Source organism: Bartonella sp. 1-1C, assembly GCF_002810325.1.
GTDB classification, from domain to species: Bacteria; Pseudomonadota; Alphaproteobacteria; order Rhizobiales; family Rhizobiaceae; genus Bartonella; species Bartonella rochalimae.
This window is the reverse complement of record NZ_CP019489.1, coordinates 231659-250561: the sequence shown is the minus strand read 5'-3', so window position 1 is coordinate 250561 and position 18903 is coordinate 231659. Positions and strand designations below refer to the sequence as shown.

Here is an 18903-nt window from a genome sequence, read left to right as displayed (position 1 = left end):
TAGTCATATTTTAGTTAAAATGACTTATAAACTGTCGAACGCATCTTTAAATCACTACATTTTCTTTAAAAAACATAGGACAAACGAAGAAAGGCCTTGCGATCCTAATAACTGTTCTTCGTTACACAACAACTATTCACTAGCATTTTTCTTGTTTCACTGTTTTTTAATTAAACGTATCATAAAGCCAATTAACTTCGTAGCCTTTGCAGCCATTTTGTTAGCGTCTTCATCTGTTTTTCATCGCAAAAAACTTTAATATATAGACAATGAACAAAAAAACTCCCCTAAGGTGATATTCTAATTGAACTGCTACTCTAAAAATAACAGTACTTTACTATGAAATAATCTAGTTTCAATAAAATGAACAATGTATTCACATTTAGCGTTTATTTTGAATCACCGATCATTTTAGCACTATATATAGTATACATACACATGATTTCGTCAAGAGAAATTCAAAGCTATTTTTAATTTTCCACGATCTTCCCATTACCATGCAAAGTCTCTTAAAAACATAAGAAAATAATATAATATTTTATTGACATATGTAATTATATAACATAACTTTTTAAAATATTAAAAGATAGAGAATGATATCAATATGAGCTTACAGTTCAACAATGTGACATTGGGTTACGCAAACAGAATTGTTATAAAAAATTTTTCAGCAAAACTGACAACAAATTCATTAATCGCCATAACCGGTGATAACGGTTCTGGGAAATCTACACTTCTTAAAACTATTGCCGGATTAATTAAACCTATCAGTGGTAAAATTACAAAACTCACGAAAAGCCGCACTGCCTACCTACGTCAATACTGTGATATTGATCGAACATTCCCAGTTGATGTAGAAACACTTATTAAAATGGGACTATGGTCTTTCTGTGGATTATGGAAAAGCCAGCGTTCATATCAATATAAAATTCAAAATGCGCTAGAAATAGTTGGGCTTACAGCACTTGCTCACCGTTCACTGAATACACTATCAAATGGACAACTACAACGTGCTCTTTTTGCACGTATTATTGTCCAAGATTCGAATATTATATTGCTTGATGAACCTTTCAATGGTGTAGATCTTAAAACCCAAAAGGATCTCCTAACACTGATCACTCATTGGCAAAAAAAAGGCCGCACAATTCTTATAGCACTTCATGATCCTTTTATTGTTCAAGAATATTTTCCACAAATGATTCATATCCATAAACAACATGCTTTTTATGGAGAAACAACACAGTTATTAAGTGCCAATAATCACCTTGTTACACCATCTCTCATATCCAATTTTTCCATGTTATTCCACAAAAACGAGTCTTTGCGACCAAGTAATTTTATCTAAACTGGATTATCATACGTGTACGCATTTTTTTTAGCGCCTTTTATTGATTTCCAATTTATGCAAAATGCTTTAATTGGTTCTGTTTTATTAACGATCAGTGCTTGTCCCATTGGAGTATTTTTAATGTTACGTGGTATGAGCTTAACAGGTGATGCAATATCACACGCTATTCTTCCTGGTGTTGCCATTGCTTTTCTTTTCTGTGGTTTTTCTCCCATATTCATGACTCTTGGTGGAGTTGGAGCTGGTATTATTGTTTCATTAGCAACTACTTTAATTTCAAGAAATAGTTTTCAAAAAGAAGATGCCTCAATGACTGTCTTCTATCTTTTTGCATTGGCAACAGGTGTCATAATTATTTCACTCAAAGGATCAACAATTGATTTATTGCATCTTTTATTCGGTTCAGTGCTTTCTATTAATATACAAGCCATTTTTCTCATTACTGTTATAATGCTTATAACAATAAGTAGTCTGTGTATTTTTTGGCGAGCTCTTGTATTAGAGAGTTTTGATTCACTATTTTTAAAATCACTTTCTCCACTAGGAAAATATGTTCACATGTTATTACTTGGGCTCATGGTATTAAACCTTGTTGGCGGTTTTCAATCATTAGGAACACTTATGTCCGTCGGCATTATGATGATTCCAGCCATCACTGCCCGTTTTTGGCTTTCGCGTTTGGGTTCTATTTGTGTATTATCAATCATTTTAGGAATCATTTCCAATGTATTTGGTCTTCTGCTCTCTTTTCATAAATCCCTACCCTCTGGTGCGTCTATTATTATAGTTGCAGGCTCTATCTATTTTCTCACCTGTCTTATAAGTCCACGTGGACTCATTGCAACTTGGTTTCCTCGTTTTTTTCTATACATTCTTTCCATCATAAGGAAACAGCATGCATAAATTTGCTAAACTATTTTTTCTTCTGGCCTCTGTTCTATTACTTCTCTTCCCACTTTCTGCCATTGCACATCAAAAAATTAATGTCGTCACAAGCTTTTCTATTCTTACAGACTTAGTAAAAAATGTAGGAGGCCACCATATCTCAATCACTACCCTTGTTGGTCCTAATACAAGCATCCATAGTTACGAACCAACACCCCGTGATGCAAAAACTATTAAAAATGCTCATATTATTTTCATCAACGGTCTGTATTTAGAAGATTTCATTAATCGGCTCACGATAGCAACTGGAACAAAAGCACTTCTTGTAGAAGTTAGTGCTAATATTTCCCCATTAGAAATTAAACATGAACAGCGTAACAAGACACATTACCACGGTAGTATTGATCCACATGCTTGGCAAACTATCCCCAATGTTGAAACATACGTTAAGAATATTGCTGCTGCTTTCTGTAAAATAGATCAACAATCATGTGAAAATTATCATAAAAATGCTCAGACTTATATTCAAAAACTAAAAGCACTGCATACAACTATTACAACACAAATTTCCAATATCCCGAAAGACAAGCGAACTATTATCACATCTCATAATGCCTTTAGTTATTTTGCTCATGAATATGGTCTCACCATCCTTGCTCCCGAAAATGCTTCAAAAGAAGCTACTGCAGCAGATGTTGCCAAACTTATTAAACAAATTAAAAACAATAAAGTATCCGCATTATTTGTTGAAAACATCTCTAATCCTCGTCTTATAGAACAAATTTCAAAAGAAACAGGTTTAAAAATCGGGGGCGTACTTTATTCCGATGCATTATCCGAAAAAGAGGGCCCTGCTGCGACTTATCTTGATATGATGGAATACAATGTTAACACCATCATTAGCGCAATAAACAAATGTTAAGGCACATAATATTACTGGAATGTTAAATAATAACCCTAAAGACTATCTCACTTCATCTAGACTTCCTTGACTGTTAGCCTATCTTATTACCTTTTTTTATTTTTTTAGAATTATTGTCATTTTATAATGCAACCATTACAGGCTACATCCAAATAATCATAAAAGTTGTAAAATTGGTCAATTCACACAAATTCGTTTGACCTTTGCATGGTTCATGTTTAAATGAAATAGCATCTTTGCGAAATAGAACCATCATGATATATTTATGAATTATATTAATAGTTCTGAAAAAAACCGTGCTCAATCAATTCAAAAAGGGTGAATCATGAATCGTCTTTATCTTTCCTCGGCAGTATTTATGATTGCTATAACTGCAGCAACAACCGGTTTTTCACAAACAAAAATTAGCTTTTGGCATTCTATGAGTGGAGATTTAGGAAAACAAACAGAAAATCTTATCAATGATTTTAATAAAAGCCAATCTGATTACAAAATTATTCCTTCATTTCGTGGGGAATATGAAGAAAGCATGATATCACTTATCGCAGCATTTCGAGGGAAAAAACAACCGGTTCTCGCTCAAATTTATGAAATTGGCACAAGTACTATGATGGCTGCAAAAGGTGTGATCTATCCACTTTATCAACTTATGGCTGACACAAAGCAAGAATTTGATACCTTAGACTATTTACCTGCTATCAGTAGCTATTATTCTGATACACAAGGACGTATGCTCTCTATGCCATTTAATGTTTCAACTCCAATCCTTTTTTATAATAAGGATATTTTTAAAAAAGCGGGGCTTGATCCAGAGCAACCTCCCAAAACATGGAAAGATATAGAAGATTTTTCGCAAAAAATTCTTGACAGTAAAGCTGCAAGTTGTGGTTTTACAATGACTTATGCTGCACAATGGATTGGCGTAGAAAATTTTTCAGCATTTCATAATATTCCTGTAGGAACAAAAAGAAATGGACTTGATGGACTTGATGCAGAACTAACATTGAACAGTCCTTTGCAAATACGCATGTGGACAGATTTTAAAAGATGGTCAGATAAAGATATTTTTCGTTACGGTGGCCCAGCTGGTGCACTCGATTCAACACCAATGTTTATGGCACAAAGTTGTGCAATTTTAATACAATCATCAGGATCACGTGGTGGAATCATTTCAGAAGCCCAATTTAATGTTGGATTTGGTATGCTTCCTTATTATGATGATGTAAAAGATGCACCACAAAATTCAATTATTGGTGGTGCTTCTATTTGGATTTTGCAAGGTCATACATCTAAAGAATACGCGGGTGCAGCAGCTTTTCTTAAATTCCTCTCACAAACAAATAATCAAGCTAAATGGCATCAAAAAACAGGATACCTTCCTATCACGAAAACCGCTTACGAATTAAGTCGAGAACAAAATTTTTATGATAAGAATCCAGGTGCAGATATTGCTATTCAACAAATCAATTTAAATCCACCAACAGAAAATTCAAAAGGAATAAGGTTTGGTAGCTTACCGCAAATTCGTTCGATTCTTGATCAAGAATTAGAGGCTGTTCTGAATGGTTCTAAATCACCAAAAGAGGGATTAGATGAAGTAGTTGAACGTGGTAATAAACTTTTACGTGAATTTGAAAAAGCCAATCATTAACGTTTCATGATTATTGTTTAAAATTGAAAAATTAGATCTTGAAAATAGGTATATTTCAATTTCTTTTTCCCTATGACTCTTATTAAAGAGCCCTGTACATGCAAGAAAAACATGCATATTTCAGAAATAGCCTACTTCCTTATTGGCTACTTTTTCCTCAACTTGTAGTAACTTTTTTATTTTTTCTTTGGCCCGCTGCTCAAGCAATAAAATCATCCTTTGAGCGTGAAGACCCTTTTGGTTTTTCAACAACCTTTATTGGTCTTGAAAACTACATAACTATCTTTTCTGATACCACTTATATACAATCACTGCTTACAACGATCATATTTTCTATTTCTGTCACACTTGTTTCAATGACAATATCACTTCTCCTAGCTGTTTCTGTTGACCGTGTTATTCGTGCAAAAAAAGCTTATACTATGCTTTTACTTTGGCCATACGCTGTTGCTCCTGTATTAGCAGGTGTGTTATGGTTGTTTATTTTCCATCCAACCATCGGTACTTTTCCTTTTCTCCTCAAAAAAATAGGTATTATATGGAACCATCGTATTAACGGTGTGCAAGCTATGATTCTGATTGTAATTGCTGCTAGCTGGCAACAAATTTCCTATAATTTTCTCTTTTTTCTTGCTGGTCTCCAATCCGTTCCTCACTCGCAAATAGAAGCAGCTGCCATTGATGGTGCCGGTCCTTTTAAACGATTTTGGACGATAATCTTTCCACAAATTTCACCAACAACTTTTTTTCTACTGATCATCAATATCAATTATGTCATGTTTGATACATTCGGCATTATTGATAACATGACTTCTGGAGGACCTGCACGAGCAACCAGCACAATCGTCTATAAAGTGTATGAAGATGGCTTTAAAAATCAAATGATTGGTGCATCAGCTGCACAATCAACCATATTAATGCTGATGGTTATTATTTTAACATTAATCCAATTCCGCTGGATTGAACGTCGGGTCCAATATTAGGAGAGAAGTTATGGTTGAAAACCGCCCTTTTTTGAACTTTTTAACTCATTTCATTCTCATTATTGGTATTCTTATCATCTGTTTTCCAGTCTATATTGCCATTATTGCATCAACACATAATTCAGCAACATTTAATGGAGGGACACTTCCACTCTTACCAGGACAATATGGCTTAGAAAATTATAAAGCAATTTTTGGTGATGGCCTTGTAAAACTTGGTCTTCCACGTCTCTGGCCACTTTTAATGAACTCATTTATTATGGCTATTGGCATTAGTATTGGAAAAATTACTATTTCACTCTTCTCTGCTTATGCAATTGTCTATATGCGTTTTCCCTTTCGTAAAACTGCTTTTGCTCTTATCTTTATTACATTAATGCTTCCTATAGAAGTCCGCATTATTCCAACATATACAATAGTTGCACAATTAGGAATGATAAACACTTATAGTGGAATGATTATTCCATTAATTGCATCAGCAACCGCTACATTTTTATTTCGTCAATTTTTCCTTACTGTCCCTGATGAGCTCTTAGAAGCTGCCCGCGTTGATGGTGCAGGACCATTGAAATTTTTTAAGGATATTCTTCTCCCCCTTAGCAAAAGCAATATTGCTGCTTTATTCATCATTATGTTCATTTACGGATGGATACAATATCTCTGGCCTCTTATTGCTACAACAGATCAAGACCATCAAACTGTTCTTGTTATCTTAAAACAACTCATTGTTGAATCACTTCAACATAATCCTCAATGGAATATCCTTATGGCAGTAGCGGTTGTTGCTATGGCCCCGCCCGTTTTAGTCGTTATCTTCATGCAGCGACTTTTTGTCAAAGGTCTCATTGAAACGGAGAAATAATTGTGGCTACAATCCAACTATTTAATATAATGAAACAGTATGATAATGATAGTCTGGTTATTAATGACTTGAATTTAACTGTTTCTGATAAAGAACTTCTCGTTCTTGTTGGTCCATCAGGATGTGGAAAATCAACCCTATTACGTATTATTGCAGGACTTGAACAAGTTACCTCTGGTGAGCTCTATATTGACAATGAGCTTATTAATAATCGTGAACCTGCAAATCGTGACATTGCTATGGTTTTTCAAAACTACGCACTTTATCCGCATATGACTGTACGTGGAAACTTAGAATATGGCCTCAAGAATCGAAAAACGCCTAAAGAGGAAATGAACAAACGTATTGCTCATGCTGCAAAACTTTTAGAAATAGAACCATTTCTTGATCGTAAACCGCGACAATTATCAGGAGGACAACGCCAACGTGTTGCAATGGGGCGTGTTATTGTTCGCCAACCACGTGTTTTTCTCTTTGATGAACCACTCTCAAATCTTGACGCAAAATTACGCGCTCAAATGTGCATTGAAATTAAAACACTCCAGCGTTCATTAGGAACAACGAGCCTTTATGTCACCCACGATCAATTAGAAGCTATGACATTAGCTGATCGAATAGTTGTCATGAATAAAGGATGTATTGAACAAATTGGAACGCCAATGGAAATCTATGATTACCCAGCTACAATCTTTGTTGCTGGCTTTATTGGTTCTCCACCTATTAATTTTCTTGACCGTCAAATCTTAGAGCAATATTTAGGCTTCTCATTTTCTTGTAACAAAGAAACTGATATTTTAGCATTTAGGCCGGAAGCGACTTTGTTGGGTGAATATCCGGAAAAAGGGCCCGTTTTTCATGCACATATCGAACTCATAAAACCTGTAGGCATAGGATGTCATGTTTTAACACGTTGGAACAATATTATTTTCACTGTTGAAATCAAAGAACGTCTTACAAATGATTATGGACAAAAACTAAGCTTCACTGTTCCCAATCAGAATTTTCACACTTTTAATAAACACACAGGAAAACGCACATAATCAACCTAGAAAAATTTTCCTCCAAATTACTTAATCAGTAAGAAAAGCTCTTTTTTTCATTTTTGCGAACGTAATCGTAAAGCAAGATCAGGTTGGTCGGTTGTAATATAATGCACTGGCATATCAAGCCAATGAGCCAAACGAGACACTCCATTGACCGTCCATACACCTACAGTGAAGCCAGCATCAAGAGCCAATTCAATAAAGTCTCGTGATACAATAGAGCTATCCAAACTTAGATCAGAATACCCTAATTTTTTCCATTCAGAAAAACAACAAGAGATATCACCTTTAAAATTATCAATACATGGCCCAGATGTTATTCCTGCTTCAATAAAAGGACGAAGACTCGTAGCATCAAAACTAATTACTGAAACTCGTTCTTCTAAGTTTCGACTTTTGATCAATTCAAGCGCTCTTTGAGATAAAAGAGTTTCACGCTCAATTTCACCACATGTTTTGATTTCAAGATGAAGCGCTACATTGGTTGGCACCAAAAGATCAAGTAGCTCTTCTAATAAAGGAGGTGCTTCAGTACTCCCTTTCACACGGAGTTGCTGACGTGTATTGTTATCAATCTCATGAATATATCCTTTTTTCCCAATCAATTGTTCAAGGGAAAAATCATGAAATATAACAATTTCACCGCTTTTAAGAAGGTGAATATCGCATTCAATTTCGTCCACTCCCAATGCAATCGCATGACGAAATGCTGAAAGTGTATTTTCAGAATACAGACTAGCTCCACCACGATGGGCTATAATTTTTTTTTTAAGCATATTTTCAAACTTCTCTTAATTTCAAATAATATTGGTTAAATAGGATTAATGACGATTTAAAATCATTAATACAAAGCCTTTAAAAATTTTCTTTTTTATTTTTTCTAATTTTCTGAAATGCTCAATTCTAAAAAACTATATCTTTACTATTCTTAATTTCAATCATTCCCACTCAATAGTCCCAGGCGGTTTGGAAGTTATATCGTAAACAACACGGTTAATACCCTCGACTTCATTAATAATACGCGTTGCTACTTTACTCAAAAATTCCATATTATACGGATAAAAGTCAGCCGTCATACCATCTACAGATGTTACAGCACGAAGAGCGCAGACAAACTCATAAGTACGTGCATCACCCATCACACCAACGGTTTGAACAGGAAGAAGAACAGCAAAAGCTTGCCAAATTTGATCATAAAGGCCAGCTTTTCTGATTTCATCAAGATAAATAGCATCTGCCTCACGCAAAATTTCTAATTTTTCGCGTGTAATTGCACCCGGACATCGAATTGCCAAACCAGGTCCTGGAAAAGGATGACGCCTAATAAACTGCTCAGGTAAACCTAATTCTCGCCCTAAGGAACGAACATCATCCTTAAAAAGTTCACGCAATGGTTCTACAAGTTGCATTTTCATCTGTTCTGGTAAACCACCTACATTATGATGACTTTTAATCGTTACGGCTTCACCAATCGCTGAAACACTTTCAATGACATCTGGATAAAGGGTTCCTTGTGCTAAGAACTCCGCGCCTCCTATTTTTTTTGTTTCTTCTTCAAAAACTTCAATAAAAAGGCGACCAATTATCTTCCGCTTTTTTTCTGGATCTGTTTCACCTTCAAGCGCATTGATAAACATATCAGCAGCATTCACATGAATCAGCTTTATATTATAATGCCCTCGAAAAAGCGTAAGAACTTCTTCTGCCTCATTTTTACGCATCAACCCATGATCGACAAAAACACACGTTAGCTGATCGCCTACAGCCTCGTGAAGTAATATAGCTGCAACAGATGAATCAACACCACCTGAAAGACCACAAATTACATGACTTTTTCCAACCTTTTCGCGTATTGCAGCAACTGCCTGTTCACGATAAGCAGCCATTGACCAATTACTTTTAAGACCAGAAATTTTATGAACAAAATTTTTTAAGAGTTTTGCTCCGTCTGTTGTATGAACAACTTCAGGATGAAATTGCACTGCATAAAAACGACGTTTTTCATCAGCAATAGCAGCATAAGGAGCTCCTTGTGATGCTCCAATGACATGAAAGCCTTCTGGCAAAGCAACTACACGATCACCATGACTCATCCAAACTTGATGGCACGATCCTTTCTCCCAAACACCATCAAAAAGAGCGCTTTCTTCTTTTATATCTAACAAAGCGCGTCCAAATTCACGTTCATGCCCTCTTTCAACTTTTCCACCAAGCTGAACACACATAACTTGCTCACCATAACAAATACCAAGAATCGGAATACCAGCATTAAAAATCTCCATTGGAACACGTGGCGAACCATCATCGACAGTCGAATAAGGACTGCCTGATAAAATAACAGCTTGAGGCTCGATTCGCTTAAATCCTTCTAAAGCAGATTGAAAAGGAATAATTTCAGAATAAACGCCTATTTCTCGCACCCGTCGCGCAATAAGTTGCGTAACTTGTGAACCAAAATCAATAATAAGAATAGTATCTGAACGCAATGTGCTCATAGAAAACCAATCAATAATTACTTAAAATAAAAAAATGTATTATTCAATCTCTCTCTTTTCACAAGTCTATTGACGTAAGAAAAAGGTTATGGCCAATACAAGAGCAAAAAAATCAGGATACGCATTAGAATTCCTTTTGTAAAATAGATAAAAAGAAACCATCTGTTTTAGTTGCTGCTGGTGATAAAGTCAGTCCATAATTTGAAAATGCCGGTTGCATAATTGAAGAACTAAAATGTCTGTGCCAAAGTTTCTGCATATTAATTGGAAGAAAATTAGAATGCTTTTGAAGAAACCGAGAAATTTGTGCTTCATTTTCATCATTAAAGAGAGAACAGGTAATATAAACTAAACGCCCTCTTGGCTTTATATAAATTAAGGCTTCATTCAAAATAGCGAACTGTTCTTCCTGACGTTGTTTCACTTTTTGTAAGGTCAAACGCCATTTCGCATCTGGACGACGGCGCCATGTTCCTGTCCCACTACATGGAGTATCTAATAAAACGATATCCATTTGACCTATTAATGATTTTAATTCTTCTTTATACATTCGTGGTTGTACATTACGAATACCAGCCCGTTGAAGTCGATTAAAGATAGGAGCCAAGCGAATCTTCTCTGAATCATAAGCATAAATTTGGCCTCGATTTTCCATATTGGCAGCTAATGCTAATGTTTTTCCCCCAGCTCCTGCACAATAATCTAATAACTGCATACCTGCTTTTGCTTCTATAAGATAAGAAACAAGTTGAGATCCCAAATCCTGTATCTCAAAATATCCTTTTTGAAAAGCCGGCTCAGCTTGAACATTAGGATGGCGCTCAAATTTTTCAATCGGTTCAATCCTTAACGCTTGCTGAAACCATGAAAAAGACTTAACCTTTGTTTTTTCTAAGGCTTTAAGAACCTTTTTAGGCGTTGCCTTTAAACTGTTCACACGTAAATCTAAAGGAGGACGTGTTGCTAAAGCAGCTGCTTCCTTAATCCAATTATCTACAAATAAAGGATACAAATGAGCTTTACACCATTGAGGAATATCAGCGCGAATATAGTCTGGTGCATTTACTAACTGACGTTGTTGCCACGCTTTCCTCTGCTGAGGTGCCAATAACTGCGGCGCAAATCGATCTCCCTCTAAAACTTTATCAACTTGCTCAATCGTTAACATACCAGAATCGAACAAAGTACCAAAAACTACATCTCGAATATTGTTGCTATCCATACGCCATTGCAACGAATAACGCCGCCTTAAAGCATCATACACGATTGTCCCAATTGCTGCACGATCACTTACCCCAGCAAAACGGTGAGAAAATCCCCAATCTTTTAAAGCTTCACTCGCAGGGCGATAACGCGTTTCTATTTCTTGTAGAATATCTATTGCAGCCTGCAATCGCCCACCCAATCGCATTTACTTCTCCTATTCAATCTCTATAAAATCTAAATGATTTAACTCAAAAACAAAAATTATCGTACTTATTTTTTAGCATTAACTTTAAAACAATAAAAAATGGATATCGAAAACCGAATAGTTCTAGTACTATGACCTAGAATGTTTTATTCTAATGTGAAAGAGGGGCAATCATCTTATAATTTATAAACCTTAACAAAACTAATGAAGTATTCTATAATATGACAACATTGAGACACTAGCAATGACAAAACCAATACTCGCTCTTATTGATTCTTCAGTATATGCAAATCCTGTATGTGATTTAGCTTTATGGGCTGCTAAATCTATGCAAACAACAATTCGATTGTTGTATGTATTAGACAAATCAGAAGAAGAAATTCATTTACCAGATACGCAACAGATGGATATTAACAGCAATATCCTGAATCCATCGCTCCTAGCACAACAAGATCCCACTCTTGCTAAAGCGCTTCTTGCTCAAAAAATTGGACAAACCGTTTTAGAAGAAGCCAAAAATTATCTCAACTCTCAGAGTCAAATCGAAGTTGAAATACGCCTGCGTCATGGAACTCTTTTAGATGCATTAAATATTTATAGCCATCAATCATCAATGATTGTAATGGGAAAACGTGGTGAACAAACAGGACTTGATAAAAAGCGGTTAGGACTCAACTTTGAAAATGTCGTACGCTCTTCTGAACTTCCAATTCTAGTTGCCTCCCGCCACTTCCAGAATATTCAACGAATTCTAATAGCCTTTGATGGTGGTCCATTAATTATGAAAGCTATTGATTTTATTTGCACACAAGAATTTTTTAAAAATGTAACCTTTATATTAGGAATGGCAGAACAGCAAACACAAACCATACAAAATAGCTTTGATGAAGCCTTAGCGCGTTTACAATCTGCAGGATTTAATGTTGAATCGCTTAAAACAGAAATTAATTTCGAGGAAATGGTTCTTCATAATATAGAACCACTTAATCTAAATATGCTCCTGATGGGTGCTTTCCATCATTCTAAAATACACAATTTTTTATTTGGCTCTAAAAGTCAAACTATCCTCCACAACACACCTATTCCGGTCATGATTATGAGAGAATTATAAATTGTTATCAAATCAGTAAAAACAAATGTTTATTGCCTAAATAAGCAACTATAAATATCCAAAAGATGATACTCTATAGAATTTTATTTTTCTGTGAAAAATGAAAATACATCCAAAAACATTATATAGATTTATCTCTTCTCCTCAAAAAGCATAAGCAAACTTTTTAGAAAATTATTGGAACTACTCTTTAGTATGACCGTTTGTCTTACACTTGGTATATGCCAAATAATTAAAAAGGAGAAAATAATGAAAACTTCTAGTCATGGAAAAACAACTACATCCAAAAGCAGCCAAAATAAAATGCCCTCAAACGGTAGCAAGAAATCCGTCCAAAGTGATATGGCTAACAATCGCCAATATGCATCAAAAACAGGACGGAAGAACGTAAAAAGTTAATCTTATTTATATAACTTCTACATAACTACAACTTCCAGAAAGAATTGGAAATTAATACTCCAATTCTTTCCTTTTATTGAGTCTGAAATAATTAAATAGGAAAACTATTTACAAAGTAATCAATACCTTAATTACTTCATTCTAAGTACTGATAACCTTTACGTATCAAATAGGACCACGATAATTCGGACTTTCACGCGTAATAGCAACATCATGTGTATGACTTTCATAAAGACCAGCATTGGTAATACGTACGAAAGTTGCTTTTTCACGAAATTCAGCTAAATCTTGTGCTCCAACATATCCCATAGAAGCACGCAATCCACCTGCCAGTTGATGTAAAACTGAAGCGATGGGGCCTTTATATGCAACTTGTCCTTCAACACCTTCAGGAACTAATTTGAGTGTATCTCGAACTTCAGCCTGAAAATAACGATCTGCTGATCCCCTTGCCATAGCACCAACTGACCCCATACCACGATAAGCCTTAAAGGATCGGCCCTGATAGAGATAAACTTCTCCTGGGCTTTCTTCTGTACCAGCTAGAAGAGAACCGATCATAGCAGCACAAGCACCACCTGCTAAAGCTTTAGCCAAATCACCGGAAGCTTTGATACCCCCATCAGCAATAATAGGAATACCCGCTTTATCAGCAATTTCTGCAGCTCCCATAATAGCTGCAAGTTGAGGAACACCAACACCTGCAACAATTCGCGTTGTGCAAATAGAACCAGGCCCAATACCAACCTTTACCGCATCAGCACCACTATCAATTAAAGCTTGTGTGGCTTGAGGAGTTGCTACATTACCAGCAATAACAACCGTAGAAAGGGTCATCTTTTTAATACGTTTGACCATATCCAATACACGTTGAGAATGGCCATGAGCCGTATCAATCACTAACAGATCAACGCCCGCATCAATTAAGTGTTCAGCACGTTCGATTCCTTCATCCCCCACACTACTCGCGGCAGCAACACGCAAACGACCTTGAGAATCTTTTGCAGCATTCGGATTTAATCGTGCCTTTTCAATATCTTTAACTGTCACCAAACCAACACAGCGATCTTGTTCATCTACAACAAGTAACTTTTCAATACGATGATGATGTAAAAGATATTTTGCTTCATCTAGTTGAACATTTTCACGCACTGTAATTAAATTTTCATGCGTCATTAATTCATAGATTTTTTGTTTTGGATCTGATGCAAAACGTACATCCCTATTCGTCAAAATGCCAACAAGCCGACCAGAAATTTTGCCTTTAGCACCACTTTCAACAACTGGAATACCTGAAATACTATGAGAACGCATCAAATCCTTGGCTTCTTCAAGCGTTGCATCAGGACCAATGGTCACTGGATTAACAACCATACCGGATTCAAATTTCTTCACTTGACGTACCTCTTCAGCTTGCTCGGCAGGAGACATATTCCGATGAATAACACCAAGACCACCCGCTTGAGCCATAGCAATTGCTAAACGAGACTCTGTTACCGTATCCATTGCAGCAGAAAGGAGTGGTAAATTCAACTCAATATCTGCTGCAATACGGGTTTTAAGATCCACTTGGTTAGGCATAACAAGAGAATGACCTGGCTGCAAAAGCACGTCATCAAAGGTTAGTGCCAATGCACCTGTGCTTGTTTCAATAATTTTTGCCATAGCCAAATTCCTCTAATACTCAAACACTGTGACAGTTATGGGGGCAACTTTAGTTCTTTTAAGTTATGAATTGGCGGTCAATTATGCCATGTGACCGACAAAATGAAAAGAGAAAATAAATATTTTTCTAAAATAGAACGTGTACAATCTATAACTGCGACTCAATGGGCAACCAACTCATTATTTTTGCAAATGCACGACGCTTCAAATTACTTTCTGGTTCATAATCAACGCTGTGTTTTTTCTCATTTTCAATAAAATCCCAGTAAATACGATCATTATCACCAAGACGTAAACAATAACTCATTTCACCGGTCGTTTCTTCAGAAAAAAGCAAATCTAATCTCGCTGCAATTGGGGGACACTCAAAAAGAATCCCCATTTCTGTATTCAATGAAACGGAACGAGGATCAAAATTTAAAGATCCAATAAAAGCAGTTTTACAATCAATTAAAAAAGCTTTTGTATGCAAACTCGCCTTATTAGACCTAAACAACCGCAATCGGTGAGTTCCTCCATCCGGTTTTAGTTCATAGAGTTGAACACCACTTTTCAATAATACTTTACGATAAGGCGCATAACCTCCATGTACAATGGCCACATCAGTAGCTGCCAACGAATTAGTAAGAATTTTGACATTAATACCTTTTGATACCAAATTGCGGAAACTCCGCGTTCCTTCTTTACCCGGAACAAAATAAGGCGATGTAATCTGAATTGTTTTTTTTGCGCTATCAATAACCTGTGAAAGGGCTTCCATCAGCCAATTTGCCGTATGCTTCCGTAATGCCTTTTCTGGAGGATCTGAAAGAACATCAACTTTATCTGCCACAAATAATCGTTTGCCTATTTGAGTAAAATATTCAAAATTGATATGCTTGTTAACATAAGTTAAATAAACTTTAGCAACTTTTGAGTTACGGAAGCTACGTAATTTAGCTTTCCAAATATCGAGATCTCCTTCTCTGTCGGGAACAACCAAAGTATGAATCGGTAAAACCACAGCGCTATTCCAAAAATTATCAAAGATCGTTTCTATTTTTTTAACCGATGGCCCAATTAACATGAGATCTAAATCTCGAAAACTTGACTGTTTACTTACACCCAAATAAGAATCTGAAAGATTTCGCCCTCCTACTAAAGCTATACGCCCATCAACAATAAAGGCTTTATTGTGCATTCTGCGCGTTACCATAATCGCCCGTAATATAATCTCTAAACCACGGCGTAAACCACCTTTACGTACGCGCCCTGGATTAAACACTCTCACCTCGATATAAGGATGTTTATCAAGTGCAACATAAGCCGGATCACGCCCCTGAGCATTAATATCATCTAAAAGAAGACGCACTCGTACACCACGATCAGCTGCCTCAACTACTTCGCTAAGCAGCAAACGGCCTGTTAAATCATCATTCCAAATGTAATACATCAGATCAAGACTGCGTCCAGCTTTTGCTGCACCTATCGCACGAACACAAAATGCATCTAGATTGCTTACAATAAGTGAAAGAGCATCCTTATCAATTCCCACTCCATTTGTCTCTTTTGCTAATCGGCTCACTACACGATCAATTTCAGTCTCACTTTTCTCAACACTTAGTGCATAAGAAGACTCTCCTCTGGCACTTCTAATGAAACAACCATACGTATAAATTGCTAACATAGAAGCAATAACGAAAAGTGCAGCGAAGCCAACAATAATGTTTAATAGAGTCAAAGAGAAAAACTTTCTTTCTAAAAAAGATCATACACTACAATAAATACGTAAAAAAACATTAGAATCAATGACTCTATCTTCTAATCTGTAGAAAAAAGAATGTGATCACTTTCTATAATATATAACAAAAAACATCATTATTTTTTGAAACTTCGATGTTCATATTCAAAAATTCTAAGCAACTTTACTATCGTTGTCTGAAAATATTTTAAATAAGCAAATCATTACAATAAATGACACTTCATTTTATAGCTAAAAAGACTTCTTTTTTGATGATAAGAAATCATACTCTGTTGAACTATTCTAATTTGTATGTATAGATGTTTTGTTAAAGATTTTATTACTGCTTTTGATTATTTATTGTCTTCAATTCCTCTATTTTACGATAAAGAGTAGAACGTCCAATCTGAAGACGTCGAGCAATTTCACTCATACGTCCTTTATAATGTGCAACTGCCTTTTTAATAATATCGCACTCCATCTCAGAAAAAGTGCGTACATGCCCATCAACATTAAAAAGTCGTATAAATTTTCTCTCATAGCGTTCTTGAATATCATTATCAGTTATCTTTGAAATATTCATGTGTGAATTTTTTATTAATTGCGGAAAATCTCTCACAGTTAACAATGGTCCTTCGCTCATCAAAACCGCACGAAATAGCAAATTTTCCAGTTCTCTATAATTACCAGGCCAATCATACTGCATAAACATAGAAATAACTGTCCCTGCTAAACCATGTACATGGTGTTGCCCCGTTTCAGCAATAATATGGTCAATCAAACACTGAGAAATTTCTGGCAGTTCACCCCTTAACTCTCGCAAAGCAGGTATACTAATATATAATTGGGAAATTTGTTCAAAAAAACTATGTGTAAAAAAACCTACCTGAACTAAATCTACAAGACGTGATGTTGAAAGAGCAATAATGCGAAAAGGTAGATTTTTATCTTTTGTTGCTTCTGCTCTCTCTCGAAGATAATGCGCAAAACGTTTTTGCTGTATTGGCTCCAATCGATCAATATCACATAAGCAAAGCGTCCCATGCTTAAGAGAAGAAGCTAGCGGTACAAACTCTTTAAACCAAAAACGATTCTCTTCCTCTGGATCAAAAACTGGTAAACATTGGAAGCGAACAAAATTTCCCTTCGAAAAAAAACTTTCATCGTGAATAATATGGGCTAATTTCTCACGGCCAGTCCCTACTTCACCTTCTATCAAAAGATTCTGAAAAGAAGTTGCTGCATTTTTTGATTGTTCTAAAATGGCCTGCATTACACTGCTTTTTTTATAGATATCAAAAAATCGTAAATGATTTTCTTTTTGCCTACGAACATACTGAATTTCATTTTCTAATGCGGAAATGAACGCAAGATTATTCAAAGTAACTCTCAATCGTAATGGTGTAACTGGATAAACCCAATAATCAATAGCTCCAGCTTTTAAAGCTTTTTGAATTAATTCTTGATTATCTTGTTTTGCTATAACAATGACTCGAATAGAGATTCGAGCCATTCTAATCATTTTAATTAGATCACTTACGCTTAAATCACTAATAGTAATATCAAGCAACACAAACGTAATATTTTTACGCCTATATAAAAGATCAATTATGCGTAAGCTATTTTCTGCTTCAATAACGCGGTAGCCAAATCCTCGAAGCATAGTAGAAAGCTCCGCACGCTTTCTATGATCTTCGCCCGCAACGAGAATAGGACCAACCATAGCTTTAATAATCTCCTCTGAGACTACTAAATATATTTATAATAAGATTCATTACAAACCACAAAATATATTTTACCTTTTGTAACCGGCATGCTAATTTTATCAAATTATTCATTAAACACAATGTTTAAGAGTCTTTTCAATTTTTTGCTTTTACTTTAAGCTTGTCATAAAAAGTAATAAAGAAAACGAAAACATATAGAGTAAAAAACATGAAACATATTTGCTGTATTTTATACCTGACAATAATTGCTTTGATATTAGTTGCTTGCAATTCTTTGCAAAATCACAATAAATTCTTATTTATCAACAATATGCCAACCGGAATTGATGGAGAATGGATCGACACAAACGGTATTATTTCTTCTTTTCGTGGTGGTATTTTTGAAACAAGAGCAGCAGATACAAGAGAAAAACTTTCCGAAGGTACCTACAATTATATCAACACTCACCATGTAGAAATTGAGATATACTCGCTTGTTCGTGGAACAGTTTCTAGAGCAAGTTGCACAGTATCTAATGATACAATGCAACTCCTCTGTACATCAAACACTGGTTCACAATTCTTCCTCAAACGCAAAACCTAAATAAAATTTAAAACTTTTTATAAAAATATAAAAAATACCCTCACAGGAAAAAGTTCTTTCTTCCTGTGAGGAAATTACTGCTATTATCTCATTATTTT

Annotated in this window: 16 protein-coding genes; 10 read left to right on the top strand and 6 right to left on the bottom strand. The window is 35.5% G+C overall.

Annotated features, from left to right (window positions below; translation table 11 throughout):
• The first annotated feature begins 604 nt into the window (after positions 1–604).
• The 7 genes from B11cv2_RS01030 to B11cv2_RS01000 all read left to right on the top strand — a co-directional run bounded on the left by B11cv2_RS01030 (position 605) and on the right by B11cv2_RS01000 (position 7691).
• Positions 605–1345, top strand: coding sequence for an ABC transporter ATP-binding protein (locus tag B11cv2_RS01030; RefSeq protein WP_100692938.1), 741 nt, complete (start codon positions 605–607; stop codon positions 1343–1345).
• A gap of 15 nt (positions 1346–1360) precedes the next feature.
• Positions 1361–2251 carry a metal ABC transporter permease gene (locus B11cv2_RS01025; RefSeq protein WP_100692937.1) on the top strand — a complete coding sequence of 297 codons (891 nt, stop codon included), beginning with the start codon at positions 1361–1363 and terminating at the stop codon, positions 2249–2251.
• Positions 2244–3155 (top strand): metal ABC transporter solute-binding protein, Zn/Mn family, encoded by a 912-nt coding sequence (locus tag B11cv2_RS01020; RefSeq protein ID WP_100692936.1) that lies wholly within the window; start codon positions 2244–2246, stop codon positions 3153–3155. The genes B11cv2_RS01025 and B11cv2_RS01020 overlap by 8 nt, the downstream gene beginning before the upstream one ends.
• Positions 3156–3480: 325 nt before the next feature.
• Positions 3481–4806 carry a sn-glycerol-3-phosphate ABC transporter substrate-binding protein UgpB gene (gene ugpB / locus B11cv2_RS01015; protein WP_100692935.1) on the top strand — a complete coding sequence of 442 codons (1326 nt, stop codon included), beginning with the start codon at positions 3481–3483 and terminating at the stop codon, positions 4804–4806.
• Positions 4807–4904: 98 nt separating this feature from the next.
• Positions 4905–5789: a sn-glycerol-3-phosphate ABC transporter permease UgpA gene (gene ugpA, locus B11cv2_RS01010; RefSeq protein WP_100692934.1), complete on the top strand. Its 885-nt coding sequence runs from the start codon at positions 4905–4907 to the stop codon at positions 5787–5789.
• 10 nt (positions 5790–5799) lie between these two features.
• Positions 5800–6651, top strand: a complete 852-nt coding sequence (ugpE, locus tag B11cv2_RS01005) for a sn-glycerol-3-phosphate ABC transporter permease UgpE (RefSeq protein WP_100692933.1) — start codon at positions 5800–5802, stop codon at positions 6649–6651.
• A gap of 2 nt (positions 6652–6653) precedes the next feature.
• Positions 6654–7691: a sn-glycerol-3-phosphate import ATP-binding protein UgpC gene (locus B11cv2_RS01000; RefSeq protein WP_100692932.1), complete on the top strand. Its 1038-nt coding sequence runs from the start codon at positions 6654–6656 to the stop codon at positions 7689–7691.
• A 56-nt stretch (positions 7692–7747) separates the two neighbouring features.
• Here the strand turns inward: B11cv2_RS01000 and B11cv2_RS00995 are convergent, their stop codons facing one another.
• The 3 genes from B11cv2_RS00995 to B11cv2_RS00985 form a co-directional block, all read right to left on the bottom strand.
• Positions 7748–8470, bottom strand: coding sequence for a glycerophosphodiester phosphodiesterase (locus B11cv2_RS00995; RefSeq protein ID WP_100692931.1), 723 nt, complete (start codon positions 8468–8470; stop codon positions 7748–7750).
• A gap of 162 nt (positions 8471–8632) precedes the next feature.
• A complete protein-coding gene (gene guaA, locus B11cv2_RS00990; protein ID WP_100692930.1) occupies positions 8633–10189 on the bottom strand; it encodes a glutamine-hydrolyzing GMP synthase in 1557 nt (518 codons plus the stop codon).
• 124 nt (positions 10190–10313) lie between these two features.
• Positions 10314–11600, bottom strand: a complete 1287-nt coding sequence (locus B11cv2_RS00985; RefSeq protein WP_100692929.1) for an RsmB/NOP family class I SAM-dependent RNA methyltransferase — start codon at positions 11598–11600, stop codon at positions 10314–10316.
• A 244-nt stretch (positions 11601–11844) separates the two neighbouring features.
• Here B11cv2_RS00985 and B11cv2_RS00980 point away from each other — a divergent pair, with 244 nt between their 5' ends.
• Positions 11845–12711, top strand: coding sequence for a universal stress protein (locus B11cv2_RS00980; protein WP_100692928.1), 867 nt, complete (start codon positions 11845–11847; stop codon positions 12709–12711).
• Between the two features lie 249 nt (positions 12712–12960).
• The gene (locus B11cv2_RS07415) at positions 12961–13110 is read left to right on the top strand and encodes a hypothetical protein (RefSeq protein WP_199570337.1); all 150 of its coding nucleotides are present in this window, start codon (positions 12961–12963) and stop codon (positions 13108–13110) included.
• 165 nt (positions 13111–13275) lie between these two features.
• On the opposite strand, the gene guaB is transcribed toward B11cv2_RS07415, so the two are convergent.
• From guaB to B11cv2_RS00965, 3 genes are all read right to left on the bottom strand, one after another.
• The gene (guaB, locus tag B11cv2_RS00975) at positions 13276–14775 is read right to left on the bottom strand and encodes an IMP dehydrogenase (RefSeq protein ID WP_100692927.1); all 1500 of its coding nucleotides are present in this window, start codon (positions 14773–14775) and stop codon (positions 13276–13278) included.
• Positions 14776–14923: 148 nt separating this feature from the next.
• Positions 14924–16495, bottom strand: a complete 1572-nt coding sequence (locus tag B11cv2_RS00970) for a phospholipase D family protein (RefSeq protein WP_100692926.1) — start codon at positions 16493–16495, stop codon at positions 14924–14926.
• A 340-nt stretch (positions 16496–16835) separates the two neighbouring features.
• Positions 16836–18218 carry a sigma-54 dependent transcriptional regulator gene (locus B11cv2_RS00965; RefSeq protein ID WP_100692925.1) on the bottom strand — a complete coding sequence of 461 codons (1383 nt, stop codon included), beginning with the start codon at positions 18216–18218 and terminating at the stop codon, positions 16836–16838.
• 212 nt (positions 18219–18430) lie between these two features.
• Between B11cv2_RS00965 and B11cv2_RS00960 the strand changes: the two genes are divergently transcribed.
• A complete protein-coding gene (locus tag B11cv2_RS00960) occupies positions 18431–18805 on the top strand; it encodes a hypothetical protein (RefSeq protein ID WP_100692924.1) in 375 nt (124 codons plus the stop codon).
• The last annotated feature ends 98 nt before the right edge of the window (positions 18806–18903 follow it).